At 66.9% G+C, this 18,885-nt stretch carries 15 protein-coding genes; 3 read left to right on the top strand and 12 right to left on the bottom strand.

Going from position 1 to position 18,885, the window contains the following annotated elements:
* The 4 genes from GEU84_RS19060 to GEU84_RS19075 all read right to left on the bottom strand — a co-directional run.
* The coding region (locus tag GEU84_RS19060; protein WP_152828493.1) for a sulfatase-like hydrolase/transferase at positions 1–2,635 on the bottom strand (2,635 nt) is incomplete at its 3' end.
* 151 nt (positions 2,636–2,786) lie between these two features.
* The gene (locus GEU84_RS19065; RefSeq protein ID WP_174540002.1) at positions 2,787–3,821 is read right to left on the bottom strand and encodes a class I SAM-dependent methyltransferase; all 1,035 of its coding nucleotides are present in this window, start codon (positions 3,819–3,821) and stop codon (positions 2,787–2,789) included.
* 130 nt (positions 3,822–3,951) lie between these two features.
* Entirely contained in the window at positions 3,952–4,614 is a 663-nt protein-coding gene (locus tag GEU84_RS19070) for an ABC transporter ATP-binding protein (protein WP_152828495.1), read from the bottom strand.
* Positions 4,615–4,624: 10 nt separating this feature from the next.
* Positions 4,625–5,752 (bottom strand): KpsE/RkpR family capsule polysaccharide export protein, encoded by a 1,128-nt coding sequence (locus GEU84_RS19075; RefSeq protein WP_338144840.1) that lies wholly within the window; start codon positions 5,750–5,752, stop codon positions 4,625–4,627.
* 472 nt (positions 5,753–6,224) lie between these two features.
* Here GEU84_RS19075 and GEU84_RS19080 point away from each other — a divergent pair, with 472 nt between their 5' ends.
* On the top strand, positions 6,225–7,046 hold the full coding sequence (locus GEU84_RS19080; RefSeq protein WP_152828496.1) for an ABC transporter permease: 822 nt from the start codon (positions 6,225–6,227) through the stop codon (positions 7,044–7,046).
* A gap of 13 nt (positions 7,047–7,059) precedes the next feature.
* On the opposite strand, the gene GEU84_RS19085 is transcribed toward GEU84_RS19080, so the two are convergent.
* The 8 genes from GEU84_RS19085 to GEU84_RS19120 form a co-directional block, all read right to left on the bottom strand.
* Positions 7,060–7,833 (bottom strand): sulfotransferase family 2 domain-containing protein, encoded by a 774-nt coding sequence (locus tag GEU84_RS19085; RefSeq protein WP_174540003.1) that lies wholly within the window; start codon positions 7,831–7,833, stop codon positions 7,060–7,062.
* Positions 7,830–8,561, bottom strand: a complete 732-nt coding sequence (locus GEU84_RS19090; protein WP_152828497.1) for a CatB-related O-acetyltransferase — start codon at positions 8,559–8,561, stop codon at positions 7,830–7,832. Before GEU84_RS19090 ends, GEU84_RS19085 begins: the two co-directional genes overlap by 4 nt.
* Positions 8,558–11,125: a glycosyltransferase gene (locus tag GEU84_RS19095; protein WP_152828498.1), complete on the bottom strand. Its 2,568-nt coding sequence runs from the start codon at positions 11,123–11,125 to the stop codon at positions 8,558–8,560. The genes GEU84_RS19090 and GEU84_RS19095 overlap by 4 nt, the downstream gene beginning before the upstream one ends.
* Positions 11,126–11,277: 152 nt before the next feature.
* Positions 11,278–12,150: a glucose-1-phosphate thymidylyltransferase RfbA gene (gene rfbA, locus GEU84_RS19100; RefSeq protein WP_152828499.1), complete on the bottom strand. Its 873-nt coding sequence runs from the start codon at positions 12,148–12,150 to the stop codon at positions 11,278–11,280.
* Positions 12,151–12,193: 43 nt separating this feature from the next.
* Positions 12,194–13,069, bottom strand: coding sequence for a dTDP-4-dehydrorhamnose reductase (rfbD, locus tag GEU84_RS19105; protein ID WP_152828500.1), 876 nt, complete (start codon positions 13,067–13,069; stop codon positions 12,194–12,196).
* A 17-nt stretch (positions 13,070–13,086) separates the two neighbouring features.
* Positions 13,087–14,133: a dTDP-glucose 4,6-dehydratase gene (rfbB, locus tag GEU84_RS19110; RefSeq protein ID WP_152828501.1), complete on the bottom strand. Its 1,047-nt coding sequence runs from the start codon at positions 14,131–14,133 to the stop codon at positions 13,087–13,089.
* A 3-nt stretch (positions 14,134–14,136) separates the two neighbouring features.
* Positions 14,137–14,700 (bottom strand): dTDP-4-dehydrorhamnose 3,5-epimerase, encoded by a 564-nt coding sequence (gene rfbC, locus GEU84_RS19115; RefSeq protein ID WP_152828502.1) that lies wholly within the window; start codon positions 14,698–14,700, stop codon positions 14,137–14,139.
* A 98-nt stretch (positions 14,701–14,798) separates the two neighbouring features.
* Positions 14,799–15,794, bottom strand: coding sequence for a replication initiator protein A (locus GEU84_RS19120; protein ID WP_241427773.1), 996 nt, complete (start codon positions 15,792–15,794; stop codon positions 14,799–14,801).
* A 512-nt stretch (positions 15,795–16,306) separates the two neighbouring features.
* Between GEU84_RS19120 and GEU84_RS19125 the strand changes: the two genes are divergently transcribed.
* Together GEU84_RS19125 and GEU84_RS19130 are read left to right on the top strand one after the other, a co-directional pair.
* Positions 16,307–17,680: an AAA family ATPase gene (locus GEU84_RS19125; RefSeq protein WP_152828503.1), complete on the top strand. Its 1,374-nt coding sequence runs from the start codon at positions 16,307–16,309 to the stop codon at positions 17,678–17,680.
* 37 nt (positions 17,681–17,717) lie between these two features.
* Positions 17,718–18,812 (top strand): ParB/RepB/Spo0J family partition protein, encoded by a 1,095-nt coding sequence (locus GEU84_RS19130; RefSeq protein ID WP_152828504.1) that lies wholly within the window; start codon positions 17,718–17,720, stop codon positions 18,810–18,812.
* The last annotated feature ends 73 nt before the right edge of the window (positions 18,813–18,885 follow it).

Below are 18,885 nucleotides of genomic sequence, written 5' to 3' on the forward strand. Positions count from 1 at the left end.
CGTCATGGCCCGCGCCGCCGTCCAGCACATCGGCCCCGGTATGGCCCAGCAGCGTATCCTGCCCGGCCGTGCCGGTCAGCGCCTCGATGCCGCTGAAACTGTCGCCCATGGCCTCGCCGGTGTTGGTGGAGGCCACCAGCAGATCGGCCCGCAGCCCGGCGGTGCCCGTGTAATGCACCGTGTCAAAACCGGCACCGCCCTCCAGCCGGTCGGCCCCCGTGCCGCCGAACAGCACGTCATTGCCATCGCCCCCGGCCAGCGTGTCATCGCCCGCCCGGCCATGCAGCGCATCATGGCCCGCGCCGCCCTCGATGCGGTTGGCCAGCGTGTCGCCCAGCAGCACATCCGCCCCGGCCCCGCCGCGCAGCCCCTCGATGCCGCTGTAGACATCGCCTGCCGCCGCCCCGGTGTTGGTGCCGGCCATCAGCAGATCGGCACGCAGCCCCGTGGCCGAGGTGGCATAGGCGGCCATGTCGCGCCCCTCGCCGCCGTCCAGCCGGTCGGCGCCCGCGCCGCCCTCCAGCACATCATCCCCGGCCCCGCCCGAAAGCGTGTCATTGCCCGCATCGCCGCCCAGATGGTTGGCGGCCGCGTTTCCTTCCAGCCGGTCGGCAAAGGCGCTGCCCGCAAGATGGCCGATGTTGTGATAGACATCGCCCCTGGCGTCGCCGGTATTGAGGGCCGCGTCCCGCAGGCTGGCCACCACGCCCGTGGCCGATGACAGGTAGCTGACCGTGTTCTGCGCCCCCGCCGCCGCGCGGAACTGGTCGGCCCCGGCCCCGCCATCCAGAAATGCCGTGCCGCCCGCGGAGACCAGGATATCGGTGCCATCCCCGCCGTAAAGCCAGACATCCCCGCTGCGCGTTTCCAGAATGTCGATTCCCGCCCCGCCATAAAGCGTATCGCGCCCGCCATTGCCGCGCAGCCGGTCGCTGCCGTCACCGCCATACAGCAGATCGGCGGCGGTGCTGCCGACAAGCCCGTCATTGCCCGCCTCGCCCAGAAGCGTGTCACCGCCCCCGCCGCCGCGCAGCGTGTCATCCCCGCCGCCGCCGGTGATGCTTTCCGCCCCGGTGCCGCCGATGATTCTGTTGGCCAGCGCATTGCCGCCCAGACGGCTGACCTCTGCCCCGGTATAGCGCGACACCACCAGATCCTCGACATGATCGGGCAGAAGGACATCGACCGAGGTAAAGATGATGTCGTGCCCGCCGCCCGCCGCTTCGGTCACGGTGGTTCCGGTATGGTTGACGTAATAGCGGTCATCGCCCCCCCTGCCCGCCGCATGGTCGCCCGCCGCGTTGAGGTGGAACATCTCGCCCGCCGCCGTGCCGCTGGCCTGCCCGCCCACCAGAAGCACGATATCGGCCTTGTCGATCAGTGCCGCGCGCAGCTCTGCCGCCTGCGGCCCCTGCCCCGGCCGGCCCAGCAGATTGTGGATCTGATCGGGGTCGGCGATCATGTCATACATTTCCTCCGACCCGTCCTCATAGCGGATGAACGCATGGGTCGCGGTGCGCAGCATGACCGAGCCGAACATCCAGGTCAGCGACATCCCGTCGCCATTCGCGGGCCCGGTGCCGTAAAGCAGCGGCACCAGACTGTCACCCGACAGGCCGTCCGGAATGTCCAGCCCCGCCAGATCCAGCAGCGTCGGCATGGCATCGACCAGGCTGACCACATCGTCAACCACCGCGCCCGCCTGCGCATTGCCCGGCAGCTTGATCACGAAGGGCACTTTCGTGGCCTCTTCCCACAGGGTGAACTTGCCCCAGAGATTGTCCCGGTCGCCCAGGTGATAGCCGTGATCGCTCCACAGCATGATCGTGGTGTCATCAAAGCTGCCCGCCGCATCCAGCGCCGCGAACAGCCGGCCGATCTGCGCATCGGCATAGGACAGGCTGGCCAGATAGCCCTGCATGAACAGCTTGGCCCCGATCACGCTGTCGGGCGTGGGATGGCCGCGCGAATCCACCAGCTGGTCGCGGATGAAGGCTGGCACCTGGCTCATGTCATCGCCGACAAGGCCGGGCACCACGATCTGGCTGAGGGGGTAGAGGTCGAAATAGGCCTTTGGCACCACCCAGTTCAGATGCGGCTTGACCAGACCGACATTCAGCAGGAACGGCGCATCACCGTCGTGGTTCTGCAGGAAGTCGATCGCCCGGCTGATGGTCACATGATCGGCCAGCGCCGTTTCCGCCACGCCGGGCGGCAGCGGCTGCACGAAGGATGTCGCGGGCGCCCCCCCCTGATAGCCGCTGACCGGGGCATAATGCGAAAACATCTGGCTGTAGACATCCTCGGGCAGATCCAGCGTGTGCAAGAGCTTGCCGAACCCCGCCACATCATGCCCCGCGCGCAGGAAATGCGCGGCCAGCGTGGCGGCGGGGGCCACATGTTCGTGCCAGGCCTGGTCATTGGCATGCACCCCGGTGACATTGGGGGTCTGGCCGGAAAAGAAGCTGGTGCGGGCCGGGTTGCAGATCGCCTCGGGCGTGTAGGCATTGGTAAAGCTGACGCCCATATCGGCCAGCCGCTGGATGTTCGGGGCCTTGACCTGCGCGGAATAAAGCGTGTGCGCCCCGACCCAGTAGGTCAGATCGTCCACGCTGATGATCACGGTGTTTGCCATCGGCTGTCAGTCTTTCATCGGAATATGTGCCGCCACAGGGCCTGTGTCAGGCGCAGGCCCATTCTGGCGCGAAAGGGGTTTCCGCGTGCTGAACGGCGGCGGTTTGCGCGGGAAGAAACCGCCCGCCGCCCGCGCCCCGTGTGCCGCCCTGCTATTTGAAGGCGACAATGCAGCGGCGGGTCTTGTTGCCGTAGGGCTCCTTGTCGAAATCGGGCCAGGCCGGGTCGGGAATGCCGTGCAGTTCCACCACGTCCTTGAAGCCGACCATATAGGCCATGTCGATCAGCCCGCGGTAGGTCGGGTGCAGTTCGACCCCGATCGCGGTGGCGGCATGGCCCACCGCCGCCTCGCCGGTGCCCAGGATGAAGCCCGAAAAGGATTCGCGGTGCACCACCGTGTCGAAGACCGCGATGCCATGCGTCATGTCATAGGTCTTCTTCATCATCTCCCAGGGCATCGAGATGTGATACATCAGCCCCAGGTTCAGCACGATGTCATGGGTCTCGCGCACCTCGTGGGTGAACAGATCCTGCACGCGGAAGTCGATGCTGCCGGCCCCGAAATGCCGCGCCACGCGCCCCGCCTTGGCGATGTTTTCCGGGCGGATGTCAAAGCCCAGCACGCTGGAGGCACCGCGCAGATGCGCCTCGATGGAAAAGCCGCCCCAGTTGCAGGCGATATCGGCCACGCTGCTGCCCGCGATGGATCCGCCCAGCATGGCCTCGATCCCCTGCCAGATGAAGTTCAGCCGGTAATCGCTGCGCCGCTGCGACAGGCGGAACCCCGGCGGCATGGCATCCTTGCGGCCCAGCGTGCCGAAATCCTTCGACAGCGGCAGGTAATAGCCCCAGGTCGCCGGCGGAAATGCGGCCAGCAGCGCCTGCGCGCCCGCGGCGTCATCGGCCTGTGCGGTGAAGGTTTCGGCCCGTGTGGCGGCCGGGGGCACGTTGACGAAGGGCACCAGCTGTTCCACCTCGGCCAGACCATGCTTCTTGGCGGCAAAGAAATACTCGCGGTAGCGGTCGCTCAGCTTGGTGCCGCGCAGCGCGGGATAGGATTTGAACAGGGGCGCCGGGCGCAGCGTGCTGTCCAGTGTCAGGCCCGCCGCAGCCACCCGGCCCGCAAGACTGCCGGTTTCCACGGCAGGAGGGCGGCCACCCAGAGCCTTCTTGAACACTCCGAACATGCACCCACCCGTCCTTTTGCCAATGATGCCCGCTGCAATGCCGCGATCCTGCGACGAAAGCCCGGGCAGAGCAAGCGCCAAACAGGGCAGAAAAACGCGCCGCCCCGCCCGGGTCAGCCCCCCGCCCTGGTCAGCCCTTGCCGCGCATGTTGCGCTCGTGATGCTCGATCGCGGCCTCCACATCGTCGTAATAGACCAGCCGGCCGTTTTCCAGCACCGCCGCAGCATCGCAGAGCTGCCGCACCAGCCCCATGCCATGCGACACCACGACCGCCCCCGAATGGGCCATCCGCTCCTTGAACAGCGCGTTGCTCTTGTCCTTGAAGGCGGCATCGCCCACCGCTGTCACCTCGTCCACCAGATAGGTGTCAAAGGCGATGCCCATCGACACGCCAAAGGCCAGCCGCGATTTCATCCCCGAGGAATAGGTGCGGAACGGCAGGTTGAAATGCGTGCCAAGGCCCGCGAAATCACGCACGAAATCAATCAGCTCGTCCGTGTCCACACCGTAAACGCGGGCAATGAAACGGGTGTTCTGCGCGCCCGTCAATTCGCCGTGGAACGACCCCGCAAAGCCCACCGGCCAGGAAATCGTGCCGGTGGACACGATGCGCCCCGCGGTCGGGTCCATCGTGCCCGCGATCATCTTCAGCAGCGTCGACTTTCCCGCCCCGTTGCGCCCCAGAAGCGCCACCGACTTGCCCGTGGGAAAGGTGAGGTTGATGTTGTCGGCCACCACCTTGCGCTGGCCGCGCAGGATGAAGGTCTTGGTCAGGTTCTGGAACTGGATCATCGCCCGCCCCTCAGCGCCGGTCCTTGAGCGAATAGACCACCAGCACCGCGATGCCCCAGATCAGGAAGGCAAACAGCATGATCAGCCCCAGCAGCATGCCGCGCTGCGGATACTGCGATTTTTCCGCCTCGGTCGGCAGCACATGCGCCGCCAGATAGCGGCTCTGGCGCTGCGCCTCGGCCATGGCGGCATCATGGGCCGCAAGCGCCGCGGTGTAGGAGCGTTCGGCAAATTCGCGGTCCACCACCAGGCGTTCATATTCGCCGACCAGATCGGCATAGACCTGGCCCTGCTGCGCCTGGTCGCCGATCCCCATCTTGCGGCGTTCGGATTCGATGCGGTCCTCGATCACCCGGACCCGGCGCAGCGCCTGTTCCATGCGCGGATCGCCCACCCGGGTGGTCTCGTCCAGCACATCGACCTCGATCAGCGCCTCGGCCAGCTGCGATTGCAGATTGCCCAGAAGCCCCGCCTGCGCCTGCAGGTCGATCGTGGGATCGACCATCTGGTTGCGGTTGCGAAAGGCCGTCACGGCATTGCGCGCGGTTTTCACCAGTTCGACCGAACGGTCCAGCTCCTCGCGCGAATAGCGCAGCGAATCCTCGCGGGCGATGTCGCTCAGCGCGTTGATCATCGCGGAACTGCGCCGGTAGACCGCCTCGGCAATGGCGGTGGCATCGTCCGGGGTGAAGGCCAGCGCGCGCACCTCGATCAGGCTGGTGGCGCTGTCGTAATAGATCCGCACCATGCGGTCCCAATGGGCGGCCAGATCCTCGATGGTGCCGGGGGCCTCATAGGCAAAGATCGGGTCGCCCTGCGGTTTCGACCAGATGCCGCGCAGGTCGATCTCTGCGTCGATCTCGGAGACCAGCTTCTGGCTCTGGATGAATTCATAGAGGATGTCGGTGTCGGACGAGCTGGAGCCGGACAGTTCGGTGATGCCGCCCAGCAGCTCAATGGCCGAGCTGACCTCTTCCTTGCGCACGGAAAATGCCACGGTGGAGGCGTATTGATCGGCAGCCCGCGTCCACAGATAGAAGCCCGAGACCAGCCCCGGCAGCAGCACACAGGCCAGAAAGCTGAGGAACACCAGATGGTGACGGCGCTTCAGCCGCGCCATGTGCACCGGCGGGCGCACCCCGGAAGGGGCCGCCGCGGGGCTGGTTGCAGGGCGCACAGCGGCGGCAGGCGCGGCGGCTGCCGGGGGCACGAGTTTCGGCCCCGGCGACGGCGGCCCGCCTGCGGCCCCCGCGGGCTTGCCGGCGCCGGACACCGCTGGCCGCGCCGGGGCCTGCACGGCCGGGGCCACACCCCGCACGGGTGCCCCCGGCCCCGGCAGGGGCGCCGGTGCGCCGGGACCGGAACTCGCAGGGCCAGAACCCACCGGAACGGAGATCACGGGGCCAGGGGTCTTGGGGCCGGGCGGGATGGGCTGGGTCACGAAAGACGCCGATCTATTGATTTGAACATTCGGCCCCTTTGCTACATAATTTATCCGCCACTCGCCAGCCGGATTGCAGAAAGCCACGCATGGCCCCGGCCAGGAACCGCTGGTGCCCAAGAACCGCTGGTGCCCTGTGCCCCGCCCCCAGGATAATGCAGATCACCGAATGTCGCAAAGCACGTTTCCGTCCCCCCAGCAGCCCCGCATCACGGCCTCGCGGCTGCGCTTTGCCAGCCTGCGCTCGGTGCTGGCCCTTGTGCTGCGCGAGATGTCCACCACGCATGGCCGGTCGCCGGGCGGCTATGTCTGGGCGGTGCTGGAGCCGGTGGCGGCCATCACCCTGCTGACGCTGATCTTCTCGGTCGGGTTCAAGTCACCCTCGATCGGCGTCAACTTTCCGATCTTCTATGCCACCGGCATGATCCCGTTTTCCGTGTTCATGGACATATCGTCCAAGGTCGCGGGATCGCTGATGTTTTCCAAGGCGCTGCTGGCCTATCCCAAGGTGACCTTCGTGGATGCCATCCTGGGGCGGCTGATCGTGGCCACGATGACGCAGCTCATGGTGTCCTATGTGGTGTTCGTCGGCATCCTGATGGCCTTCGACACCCGGACCGCACCCGTGCTGCCGGTCATCGCCACGACCTATGCCATGGTGGTTGTGCTGGCGCTGGGGGTCGGCACGCTCAACTGCTTTCTGATGACCACCTTTCCGGTCTGGCAGCGGGTCTGGTCGGTGCTGACGCGGCCCCTGTTCATCATCTCGTGCATCTTCTTCGTGTTCGACACGATCCCGCATCCCTACCGCGATTACCTGTGGTTCAACCCGCTGGTGCATGTGGTGGGCTACATGCGCCACGGGTTCTACCCCAGCTATGACGCGCCCTATGTGTCGCTGCTCTATGTGTTCGGCCTGGGGCTGGGCATGATGGTGATCGGGCTGGTGTTCCTGCGCCACTACCACCGCGACCTGCTGAACGGCAGCTGACGGAAGGCGGCGGTCAGTCCGCCGCCTGCGCAAAGCGCACCCGCGCCATCAGATCGGCATCACGCGTGGTAAAGGCCTCCAGCGCGCTGCGGGCCTTGTCGGTTTCCATCAGGGCCAGCAGCTTGGGCCAGCGCGCCTCGCCCCGCGCATGCTGGCCAGCGTTGACATAATTGTCGGTCACACGGATGCTGGCCCCGAACATCCGGGCGATGTCCTGTTCCAGCACGTCAAGCCCGGCGGTGCTGTAGACGCGGTCCACGCTCGCAAGGCCCGCCAAGGCGCGCTCCACCAGGGCGGCGGGGTCCAGGGTGCGGATATCCGACCAGCCGCGCATCTTGCGCGTGGCGAAATACGAGCAGTAGAAATTGTCGTAATGGGCGCGGATGAACACCTGCCAGCCCGGATTGCCGCCAAAGAAATACTCCTCGGCCGACATCTTCAGGATATTGGCCTTGCCCAGGTTTCCCGGCAGCGCCAGTTCCTGCGGCGTCAGCAGCCGGGCCTCGGCCAGAAGGTAGAAATAGAACGAGGCGATCCGCTCGGCCGGGTCGCGCAGCACGGTGAAGACGAAGGGATCGGCCAGGCCATCCACCTCGGTCCAGTCCAGATGGCCGGAATAGAGCCTGTATCCGGGGGGCATCTGCGGCCCCTGCGGCGCCTGGGAATGCACCCGGACGGGCGAAACCGCATCCCGGCCCACCATCTGCGCCAGCTGGTTGTGGATGGTCTGGCCCGCCGTCTTGGGAATATGCAGAAAAACGATGGGCTGGGCCGAACGTGCAGTCACAGGCTGTCCTCGCGCAGGTCGGTGATCGTGGGGGCAAAGGGCTCCACGTCTTTCATCGCAAAGACGCCGGTCACGAATTTTTCAGGGTGGGTCGCATCCAGATGCGCCAGTTGCCAGGGCGCATAGCGCCACCAGCGGCTGCGCAGCAGCGGCGAAATCGTCTGCGGCGGCACGCGGAAGCGCTTGATCACCGCCGGATTGCCCGCCACCACGGCATAGGGCGGCACATCCTTGGCAACCACGGCATGCGCGGCCACGATGGCCCCGTCGCTGATCGTGACCCCGGCCGAGATCAGCGCGCCATGCCCGATCCATACATCATTGCCGATCGTCGTCACCTTGACCTTGGTGGGCGGTTCCGCATTCTCGAAACGGTAGTTGTGATACTTCTCGGCGCCCTCGAAACCCTTGCCAAGCGTGAACAGCTGGTCATGCAGGTAGAAGGCGGGGCTGGTCGAAGCCCAGGTCAGCGGGTGGTTCTGCCGCCCGATCTGCACCTGTTCGCCAAAGGAGCAATAGCGCCCGATGCGCGCGGCAAAGCAATAGCCCGAGACCTGATAGGAAAACGCGCCCATATGGATGGAATGTTCATATTCCGTCCATTTCAGGCTGGAGGGCGATTCCAGCCGCGTGTTCTTGGGCAGGTTGATGACCGACCCGCTGGGCCGGTTCAGAACCTCGATGCCGCGGTCCCGCAGGGCCTTGATGGAAACAGGTATCTTGCTCATGCGTCCTCATGTGTCGGGCGATGGGTGATCGTGCGGATCAGGGCGGGAATATCGGGGCGGCTGCGGTTCAGCGCGATCACGCCGCCCTGCCCGCTGGCCTGCGCATGGGGGCCGACCGCCTCGGCCTGGGCGCCCAGATCGAAGCACCAGACCGGCAGGCCCGTCGCCAGCGCCTCATGCGTGGCATAGGAAAAGGTTTCCGGCCAGACCGAGGGGATCAGCCAGCAGCCGATGCCATAGCGGGCCACCAGATCGGGAATATCCGGCAGGCGGTAATTGCCATGCACGATGGCGGGGGGCGCCAGGGCATAGGCCGGGTCCAGATTGCCGACCACCACCAGATCGGCCGCGCGGCTTTGCGCCAGTTCCCGGCTGAGATCGGCCAGCAGGGCCGCGCCCTTCTGATAGCCGATATTGCCCAGAACCCCGATGACCGGGCGCGCGCCCGCAGGCGGCGGGGTGACGCGCGGCACATCCGCCAGCAGGCGGTGCGGGCGCAGCACCAGCGCGCCCGCAGCCGCCGGATAGGCCCCGGCCACCAGCCTGCGGCTGTCTTCGGAAAACACGGTGATCTCATCCGCCGCCGCCAGCAACCTGCCCCATTCCGCCTGCCATTCGGCCAGCGTCACGCGGGCGCCGTCGGGCCGGCGGCTGCGGTGGACGGCATCGGGGGCATCGGGGGCGGGCAGGCCGGTGTGAAGTCCCTGATCGTTCAGCAGGGTATAGGACGGGCTGACCGGGTAGAAATCATGGATCAGAACCTCCAGCCGGTGATCCGGCCCGGCCGCCAGCGCAAGCAGATGGCCGGGCAGCGTGACGGGATCGCTGTCACCCACGCCACAGGAATAGACCACGCGCCGCGCCGCAACGGGTTCGAGCAGGCGCGCGACCAGCGCGAAATCATGCGTGCCGCCGCCGGTCACGCCGGCCGCGGTGTAAAGCTCGACCCGCCAGCGGAAGGGCCCGCCGATGCGCAGCACGATGGCCGATCCGCCCGCCTCTGCACCGCCCTGCCCTGCCCCGCCGGCAAGATCGCCCGCGATCCGGCGTTGCAGGTAATTCTCGGCTCCGCCGCCCAGCGAATGCGCCAGATAGACCGGCATGGGCAGGCCGGCAGGCTGATGCGCCGCAGCCCAGGCGATGGCCAGCGCCAGACGGGGCGTGAGCAGCGGGTCGTGCCGGATGAAATCCTGCACCTGCTGGTCATAGTCGGGGTAGCGCCGCGAGATCACCGCATTGTTGGCTTCGATCAGCTTCAGCTTTTCCGCGCTGCCAAAGGAGGTGCCGCCGCGGTGTTCGACGAACAGCCCCGGCAGGGCCAGATGGCGCCCCCCCCGGGCGCGGACTTTCTGGCACCAGTCCACCTCTTCGCCATAGCCGCGCCCGAAGACGGTATCGAGCTGCGGCACAAGGGCCAGATAGCGGCGGTTCAGCGCCATGCAGAAGCCGACCCCCGTGGGGGCCTGCGCCAGATCGGCATCGGGGTGAAAGCGGCGGGCGGTGGCGTCGATGGCATCGGCGGCCCCCGGTGCCAGCACGGTGCGCTGGCAGATCACCGGGGTGCTGAAAATCTCGGCATCATTCGACATCGGGGTCACGCTGGCCACGTCGCTGTGCACAAGGAACGGGCGGATCAGCCGCGAGGCCCAGCCTGCGGGCACGAAGGCATCGGAATTCAGCAAGACCACATGATCGCCAAAGCCGCGCGCCAGATCAAGCGCTGCGTTGACCGACCGGATGAAGCCCATGTTGGTGGCATTCTCGACCAGTGTGACGCGGCCCGGAGCACCGGCCTCCTGCGCCGCCACCCAGTCGCGCAGGAAGGGGCGCACCCGCGCATCGGAGGAGCAATCCTCGACCATCACCAGACGCCACGGCAGATCGGTATGGGCCAGCACACGCTCCAGCACCTCGGCCAGCAGATCGAAGGCATTGTAGACCGGCAGCACGATGGTGATCGGGGTCTGGAACAGGCCCGCGGGCTCTGGCGGCGCGGCGGTGCCATCCTGCGCAAAAAGGCCGCTGTTCATCACCGACACCGGCATCCGGTTGGCGGAAAAGCGCAGCGCCCGCTTGATGCGCGCCTTGGCCGCCGGATCACGGCTGATCAGCCAGCGCAGCGCCGCAGGGGCGGCACCGGCCAGATCGCGCAGAAAGGGCCAGACCAGCCGCAACCGCGCGGCCCGGATCTCGGCGGGGGTGAAACGGCCTAGCGGATGGATGTAGCGGGTGGTGCCGAATTCCACGCTCAGCAGGCTCGGGCCCGGCATCACCGGGGCATCCAGCCGGAAGCCGGGCGTCTGGCCCGCAGCATCGCCACGCGCCGCCGACACATCGCGGCGCAGCAGGTTCGGCACGGTCTCGACCCGCGCGCCCCCGGTGACCAGCGCCACCAGCGGCGCATCGCACCAGCCCTCGACCCTGATCCGGTTGCCCTGCAGCGCCACCAGATCCAGATGGCCGATGGTGCGGCCCTGTTCGTCAGCCAGCGCAAACCCGGGCCGGCGCAGGTCGATATGCTCGACCGCATAGCGCCGGAAAACCTGGATGCCTATGTTCAACACGCGCCAACGTCCTTGATCCACACAGATGCGGCCCGGTCCGAAGCCCCCGCCGCACGACAATTGCGCAGGATGTATCGGGCAAGTCACGGGCTGTCCATCCACCCCGCCCGCCTAATGCGGACCGGATGGCGGATCGCCGCAGGAACGGATTGCTAGTCCAGCAGGGCCGACAGATAGCGCCCGTAATCGTTCTTGCGGAATTTCCCGGCCCGCGCGGCCAGGGCTTCGGCGGTGATCCAGCCCTGGTTGAACGCGATCTCGTCGGGGCTGCCGGTTTGCAGGCCCTGCCGCTGTTCCAGCGTGCGCACGAAATTGCCCGCGTCCAGCAGGCTGCCATGCGTGCCGGTATCCAGCCAGGCATAGCCGCGGCCCATGCGCTTCACCCGCAGCGAGCCGTCATGCAGATAGCTTTCCAGCAGGCTGGTGATCTCCAGCTCGCCCCGCGCCGAGGGCTTTACGGCGCGGGCGCGGGCGGGGGCCGTGCCATCGAGAAAGTAAAGCCCGGTGACGGCATAGTTCGAGGGCGGCACCTCGGGCTTTTCGATGATGTCGGTCACGGCGCCGGTATCGTCAAAGGCCACGACGCCGTAACGCTCGGGGTCGGCCACATGATAGCCGAACACCGTGCCGCCTGTTTCATGCTGGTCGGCATCGGCCAGAAGTTCGGGCAGGCCATGGCCGAAGAAGATGTTGTCACCCAGCACCATGGCCGAGGGCGCGCCGGCCAGGAAATCCTCGGCCAGGATATAGGCCTGGGCCAGCCCGTCGGGCGAGGGCTGCACGATCCAGGTCAGCGCCAGGCCCCACTGGCTGCCATCGCCCATCAGGCGCTGGAACTGGGCCTGATCCTCGGGGGTGGTGATGACGGCGATCTCGCGGATGCCCGCCAGCATCAGCGCCGACAGCGGGTAATAGATCATCGGCTTGTCATAGACCGGCAGCAGCTGCTTGGAGATCGCCATGGTGATCGGATAGAGCCGGGTGCCGGACCCGCCGGCCAGGATGATGCCTTTGCGCTGCGTCATGAGAGGTCTCCGTCAAATGCTTCGGTCAGATGAAAGGGGGCGGTCATGCCGGTGCCCGCAATGCCGCCAGCACCTCATCCAGCCCGGCGCGCCAGTCGGGGCGCGCAATGCCGAAGACGGTCTCGAGGCTGGTGCAATCCATCCGCGAATTGGCCGGGCGGGCGGCGGGGGTGGGATAGGCCGCGGTGGGAATGTCAGCCACCTCCACGTCGCGGCCTGCGGCGGCAAAGATCGCGCGGGCGAAACCGGCCCAGCTGACATCGGGCGCGCCCGCGAAATGATAGGTGCCCGTCAGGCCGCCACCGGCCCCCTGCCCCGCATGGAACGCCTGCGCCATGCGCCACAAGGCGGCGGCAATCGCGGCGGCCGGTGTCGGGCCGCCGGTCTGGTCGCCCACCACGCTCAGCCGGTCACGGGTTTCAGACAACCGCAGCATGGTCTTCACGAAATTCGCGCCATCCGCCGAAAACACCCAGGAGGTGCGCAGAATGGCATGTGCCCCGCCCGCAGCGCGGATGCCCGCCTCGCCCGCCAGCTTGCTGCGCCCGTAGGCCCCCAGCGGGCCGGTCGCATCATCCGGCTGCCAGGGCGCCGTGCCGGAGCCGTCAAACACATAATCTGTGGAGACATGCAGAAACGGGATGCCCAGATCGGCCGAGGCCCGTGCCATGGCGGCGGGGCTGTCGCCGTTCACCCGCAGCGCCATGGCCTCGTCGGTCTCGGCGCGGTCAACGGCGGTATAGGCGGCGGCGTTGATCACCACATCGGGGCGGGCGGCCAGGATCGCCGCGGCGCAGGCGGCGGGATCGGCCAGATCCGCCGCGGCGCGCGACAGGTGCTGCGCCGTCACCCCGGCGGGCACCTGCCGCGCCAGCGCCAGCGCCAGTTGCCCGGTGGTGCCGAAGATCAGTGCCTGCATCTGCCGCTTCCCCCCTGTCATGCCCTGGTATCGGTGCCCAGCCGGGTGCCGACCCCGGCGCGGCCCTGCAGGGCGCGCCACCAGGCCTCGTTGTCGAGATACCATTGCACCGTGGCCTCCAGCCCCTGCTGCAGCGTCACCGAGGGGCGCCAGCCCAGTTCGGTGGCGATGCGGGTGGGATCGATGGCATAGCGCAGGTCATGGCCCGGACGGTCGGCCACAAAGGTGATCTGGTCGGCATAGGGCGTGGCCCTGGGGCGCTTGGCATCCAGGATGGCGCAGATCATGCGCACGAGGTCGATGTTCTTCGCCTCGTTCTCGCCGCCGATGTTGTAGCTGCGGCCCACCTCGCCCTTCGCCACCACGGTCAGCAGCGCATCGGCGTGATCCTCGACATAAAGCCAGTCGCGCACATTCTCGCCCTTGCCGTAGACCGGGATCGGCTCGCCCGCCAGGGCCTTCAGGATCACCACCGGCACCAGCTTTTCCGGGAAATGGAACGGGCCGTAGTTGTTGGAACAATTGGTCATCACCACGGGCAGGCCGTAGGTTTCATGCCAGGCGCGCACCAGATGGTCGGACGCGGCTTTCGAGGCCGAATAGGGGCTGTTCGGGGCATAGGGCGTGTCTTCGGTGAACTGGCCGGTTTCGCCCAGCGTGCCGAACACCTCGTCGGTGGAGATGTGGTGAAAGCGGAAGGCGGCGGGGCGGCCTTCCGCGATCCAGTAGGCGCGGGCGGCCTCGAGCATGTGGAACGTGCCCATCACATTGGTGTCGACGAAGGTGCCCGGCCCGTCGATCGAGCGGTCGACATGGGATTCCGCCGCAAGATGCATCACCGCATCGGGGCGGTGCGTGGCAAAGATCCGGTCCAGCGCCGCGCGGTCGCGGATGTCGGCCTGTTCGAACGCATAGGCGGGGCTGTTCGACACGCCCGCCACATTGTCGAGACAGGCGGCATAGGTCAGCGCATCCAGATTGACGACCGCATGGCCCGCGCGCACCGCATGGCGCACCACCGCCGAGCCGATGAAACCGGCGCCGCCCGTGACGAGTATCTTCATGACTTATCCCTCAAAGACGAACGGGCTCTGGAAATCGGCAAAGCGTGTTGCCGCGCGATCCTTGTCGGACAGGATGGCGGCATCCTCGGCAATGCCCCAGTCGATGCCGATCTCGGGCGAGGCGAAATACACGGCGCCATCGCAATCGGGCGCATAGCTGTCGGTGCATTTGTACAAAAGTTCGGCATCGGGCGTGCGCGTGACGAAGCCATGCAGAAAGCCCTTGGGGATCAGCAGCTGCAGGCCGTTTTCCGCCGACAGTTCCACCCCCAGCCATTTGCCATAGCTGGGCGAGCCGCGCCGGATGTCCACGGCCACATCAAACACCGTGCCCGCCCCGGCGCGCACCAGCTTGTCCTGCGCGCGCGGCGGGGCCTGGAAATGCAGCCCGCGCACTGTGCCCGTGCTGCGGCTGAGCGAATGGTTGTCCTGCACGAAATCCATCACGATGCCCGCCCGCGCCAGCACATCGCGGTTCCAGACTTCGCAGAAGAAGCCGCGGGCGTCTTCAAAGCGGCGGGGCCGGAGAATCTTCACGCCCTCAAGTGCTGTGTCTTCAATCTGCAAGGCGGCCTCGTATCGGTTCCGGAGATATGCGCCGGGTCTTAGCAAGCAGGCCTGCCCCTGTCACGCAGCTTCTGCCACAGGCGGAAGCCGGACCGGCATCAGCCCGCCAGCCGCAGCTTCAGCCAGCCCAGGAACGCCTTGTCGGGCGCGCGCAGCACCACGCGGCCATGGCGCGCCCAATAGGCCTGCCATTCCGCCTGCAGGGCATGCACATCAAGGCCCGGGGCCAGCGCGCGCGCCTGGTCCAGTGCCGCGGGGCTGAGCAGCGGCGCGTCGCCCGGGGCCACCAGCCCGCCGCGCGGCGTGACGCGCAGCACATCGCCGGGTTCCAGTTCCAGATCGTAATCGGGCATCTGCCCCGCCGCGATGATGTCGCGCAGCATGGCGCGGAACACCCGGCGCGGGCTGCCCGAGCCGGATTTCTTCAACAGCGTCTCGACCGAGATCCGCCATTCGGCCTGCTTGCCGCAATGCTTGCGCGCGAGTTCGTAAAGCCGCCGCTCCAGCGGGCGGCGCAGGCCGAAGTAGTCGCGGCTCAGCGTCAGCACCGACCGCGCCGTGACCGCGCGGAACAGCCAGTCCGACAGGGTGACCATCACGCTGATCATCCGCCCGCCGCGCGTCTTGCGCACGATCTCCCAGCTTTCGATCAGGCCGAAGCCGCTGGTGGTTTCGGTATTGCCCGTGGTGATGTTGGTGGTGATGCGGGTGCCTGCCAGCCGCTCGAACGCCTCGCGCAGGCGGCGATAGGCATCGCCCGAGGTCTCGCGGCTGGTGGCCACCAGCAGGTCATGCGCGCGCAGCTGCATCATGCGCGACACCGGGCGGCCCGCGTTCAGCGCCGCCATCAGCTGGCTGATGCAATAGATCAGGATGTCCTTGTCATGGATCGTGGCGCGGCCCCTGACCGAAGGCACCACCTCGATGGCGGCATTGTTGTGGCTGTAGCGCAGCACCTGCAGATCGGGCCGGGTGGACAGCGAAAAGATCGGATGCTCCATCGTCGCCAGATCGTCTTTGGGCAGCGCGTCGAACACGTCGCAGACAAAGATTTCCGCCGCCGGATAGCGCTGCGGCATCAGGGCCGCAGTCATGGCCTGCCCCGATCCGTCTTATCATCATTGCCCGTCATCACTGCCTTGCCCCATCCACATGCCGGTTTGCCGGTCTTGCGCGGCGTTCTTCCCGCGCTTCGTGGTTTCAGTGACGGCAGGATAAAGTTATCCACAACCCGCGTCCAGTGCGCAGAGGGTTTTGAATGGGTTTTCAACGGGGGATCGGAGTCGCTTCAACGGGGTATCAGAGTCGTCCCAACGGGGTATCAGAGTCACCCTCCCCTGCAAGGCCCCCACCGAAAGCCTTGCAGGCAAAGGAAAAGCCGCACAATCATGCCATGGATTTGCAGGCGTAACTGCAAATTAACAGAAAAATAACTGCGCGAGAGCCGCAGAAACCCCGCCACCACCCCGCCAGAAGACAGGTTTTGCTGAGAAACCGCATCGCACATGCTGATTTTTGTTCCATGTGCGGTGTTTTTTGGTATCTTGCCAGAAATGCAGCACATGCAGGGCGAAACCCCTGTTTTTACAATAGATCCGAGGCTTCCATGTCAGCCGACCTGCCGCCCTATTTCAACATCGCCCCCGATGCGGCACTGGCAGAACTGGGTGCCCCCACCACCAGTGCGGGCTTTGCCGAACTGGCGCGGGCCTGCGCGCGCGGGCGCAGCGACCTGACCGGGCGGGGGCTGGAGGCGGGCGGGTCCAAGACGCTGCGGCTGTTTTCCACATGGGAGATCACGCGCTATCTGATCCCGGTGGCCAGCGCGCATTTCCGCCGGGTGCTGAAGCTGAACCCCGATCTGCCGCAGGGGCGCAGCGAGAGCGATGCCGGCGCGAAATGGTTCACCCTGGACGAGGTGCTGCGGCTGCGCGCGCATTTCGGCGCCGAGGGGTCCAAGGCCAAGAACTATCTGCCCTACCGCCCCGAAGGCCTGCCCGCCAAGATCGTGGCGCTGGCGAATTTCAAGGGCGGTGTGGGCAAGACCTCGACCTGCGCGCATCTTGCCATGTCGGCGGCGCTGGATGGCTACAGGGTGCTGGTCATCGATCTGGACAGCCAGGGCTCGATGACCTCGATCTTCGGGGGCAAGGTGGCGGATGAATGGCAGACGGTGTTCCCGCTGCTGGCCCGGCATTATGCCACCCATCTGCGCCGCGACAACCAGACCCGGCTGGACCGGGGCGAGGCGCCGATCCCGATCGACGACACGCTGAACGAGGCGCTGGGGATCGGCGCGCGCGACCTGATCCAGAAAACCCACTGGCCCAACATCGACCTGATCGGCGCGCAGCTGAACCTTTACTGGGCGGAGTTCCAGATTCCGGTCTGGCGCATGCAGGCACGATCCTGGAAGCTGTGGGATGCGCTGTCGGACCGGCTGGCCCAGGATGGCGTGCTGGATGAATATGACATCGTGTTTCTCGATACCCCCCCTGCCCTGGGCTATCTGACGATCAACGGGCTGTCGGCGGCCGATATCCTGCTGGTGCCGCTGGGCGCGTCGTTTCTGGAGTTTGACAGCACGGGCCGGTTCTTTGACATGCTGCATTCGACCTTCCAGTCGATCGAGGAGGGCGAGAACATGGCAGCGCGGGCGCTTGGCCGCCCGGAAATGGCGTTCGAATGGGATGCCGTGCGCGCAGTGATCACGCGCTATGACGGGGCGCAGCAGGCCGAGCTTGCCAGCCTGATGCAGGCCTATCTGGGGCGCACCCTGTCACCGCACCGCCAGGATGTGACGGCGCTGATCGGCCAGGCCGGGGAACGGGTGTCGGGCATCTACGAGGCCGATTACCGCGATTTCAACCGTGAAACCTATGCCCGGGGCCGTGAGACATTCGATGCCACCTATGCCGCCTTCAAGCGGCTGCTGATCGGGGTCTGGCGCCGCGACGTGCTGGCCGCGGCCGCCACATGACGCGTCATTCGGGCGCAAACCGCAGGGGGAACACCACATGGCCAAACGCAGACGCCTGACCCCGGCCCGGGATGATTACCTGCTGCCCGATGGCCCGGAACCGGCAGGCCCCGCCGGACCCGAGGCCAGACCGGCGCTGTTGCCCGCCGTTGGCCTGCAACCCGCCGTGCGCGCGCCGATCAGCCAGATCGCGGGCGATGCCGCTGCCTCGGCGGCACTGGATGCCGTGTCGCAAGAGCTGCGTCAGGCCCGGCAGGAGGGCCGCATGGTGCTGGCCGTGCCGCTGGACCAGATCGACGCGGCCTATCTGGTGCGCGACCGTCTGGCCGCGGATCAGCAGGATCTGGACGCGCTGATGCAAAGCCTGCGCCAGCGCGGGCAGCAAAGCCCGATCGAGATCGTGGCGATTGACGGCGGCCGCTATGGCCTGATCTCGGGCTGGCGGCGGCTGACCGCGCTGCGCCGCCTGCTGGCCGAAACCGGCGAGCCGCGTTTCGGCGTGGTGCAATGCCTGCTGCGCCACCCCGAAACGGCGGCCGATGCCTATGTCGCCATGGTCGAGGAAAACGAGATCCGGGTGGGCCTCAGCTATTACGAACGCGCGCGGATCGCGGCGCGGGCGGTGGAGCTGGGGGTTTACGGTGATGAAAAAGCGGCTCTGCTGGCGCTGTTTTCCACCGCAAGCCGGGCGAAACGATCAAAGATCCGCTCGTTCCTGCCGATCTATCACGGGCTGGATGCGCGGTTGCGCTTTGCCACGGCGATTCCGGAACGTCTGGGGCTGCGGCTGGCAAAGCGGATCGAGGAGCAGGCCGGTTTTGCCGCCACTCTGGCCGCGCGTCTTGCGCAGGCGCCTGCCGCGAGCGCCGACGAGGAACTGCTGGTGCTGACGCGGGCGCTGGGGCGGCCGGCTTCCGATGATCTGGCAGCCCCCGAAGACATGCCGAGCCCCGAAGAAACGGCACTGTCCGGGCCGTCAGACCCTGTAGCCATGCTGTCCGCAGGTGGGGGCGCAGGTGGGCCGCAGGGCGTGCGCATGGCCCATGCCGGGGGGCAGATCACCCTGAGCGGCCCGGGCGTGACCGATGCCTTTGCTGCCGCTCTGGCCGGGTGGATCGCCACACAGATCTGATCTCTGCCCGGTTCTGCGGGGCTGAAATGTTTCGCGCGCGAAACATCCGGGGGTGTTGCCGGAACGGGAATGC

The organism is Fertoeibacter niger (assembly GCF_009380135.2).
Lineage (GTDB): Bacteria > Pseudomonadota > Alphaproteobacteria > Rhodobacterales > Rhodobacteraceae > Fertoeibacter > Fertoeibacter niger.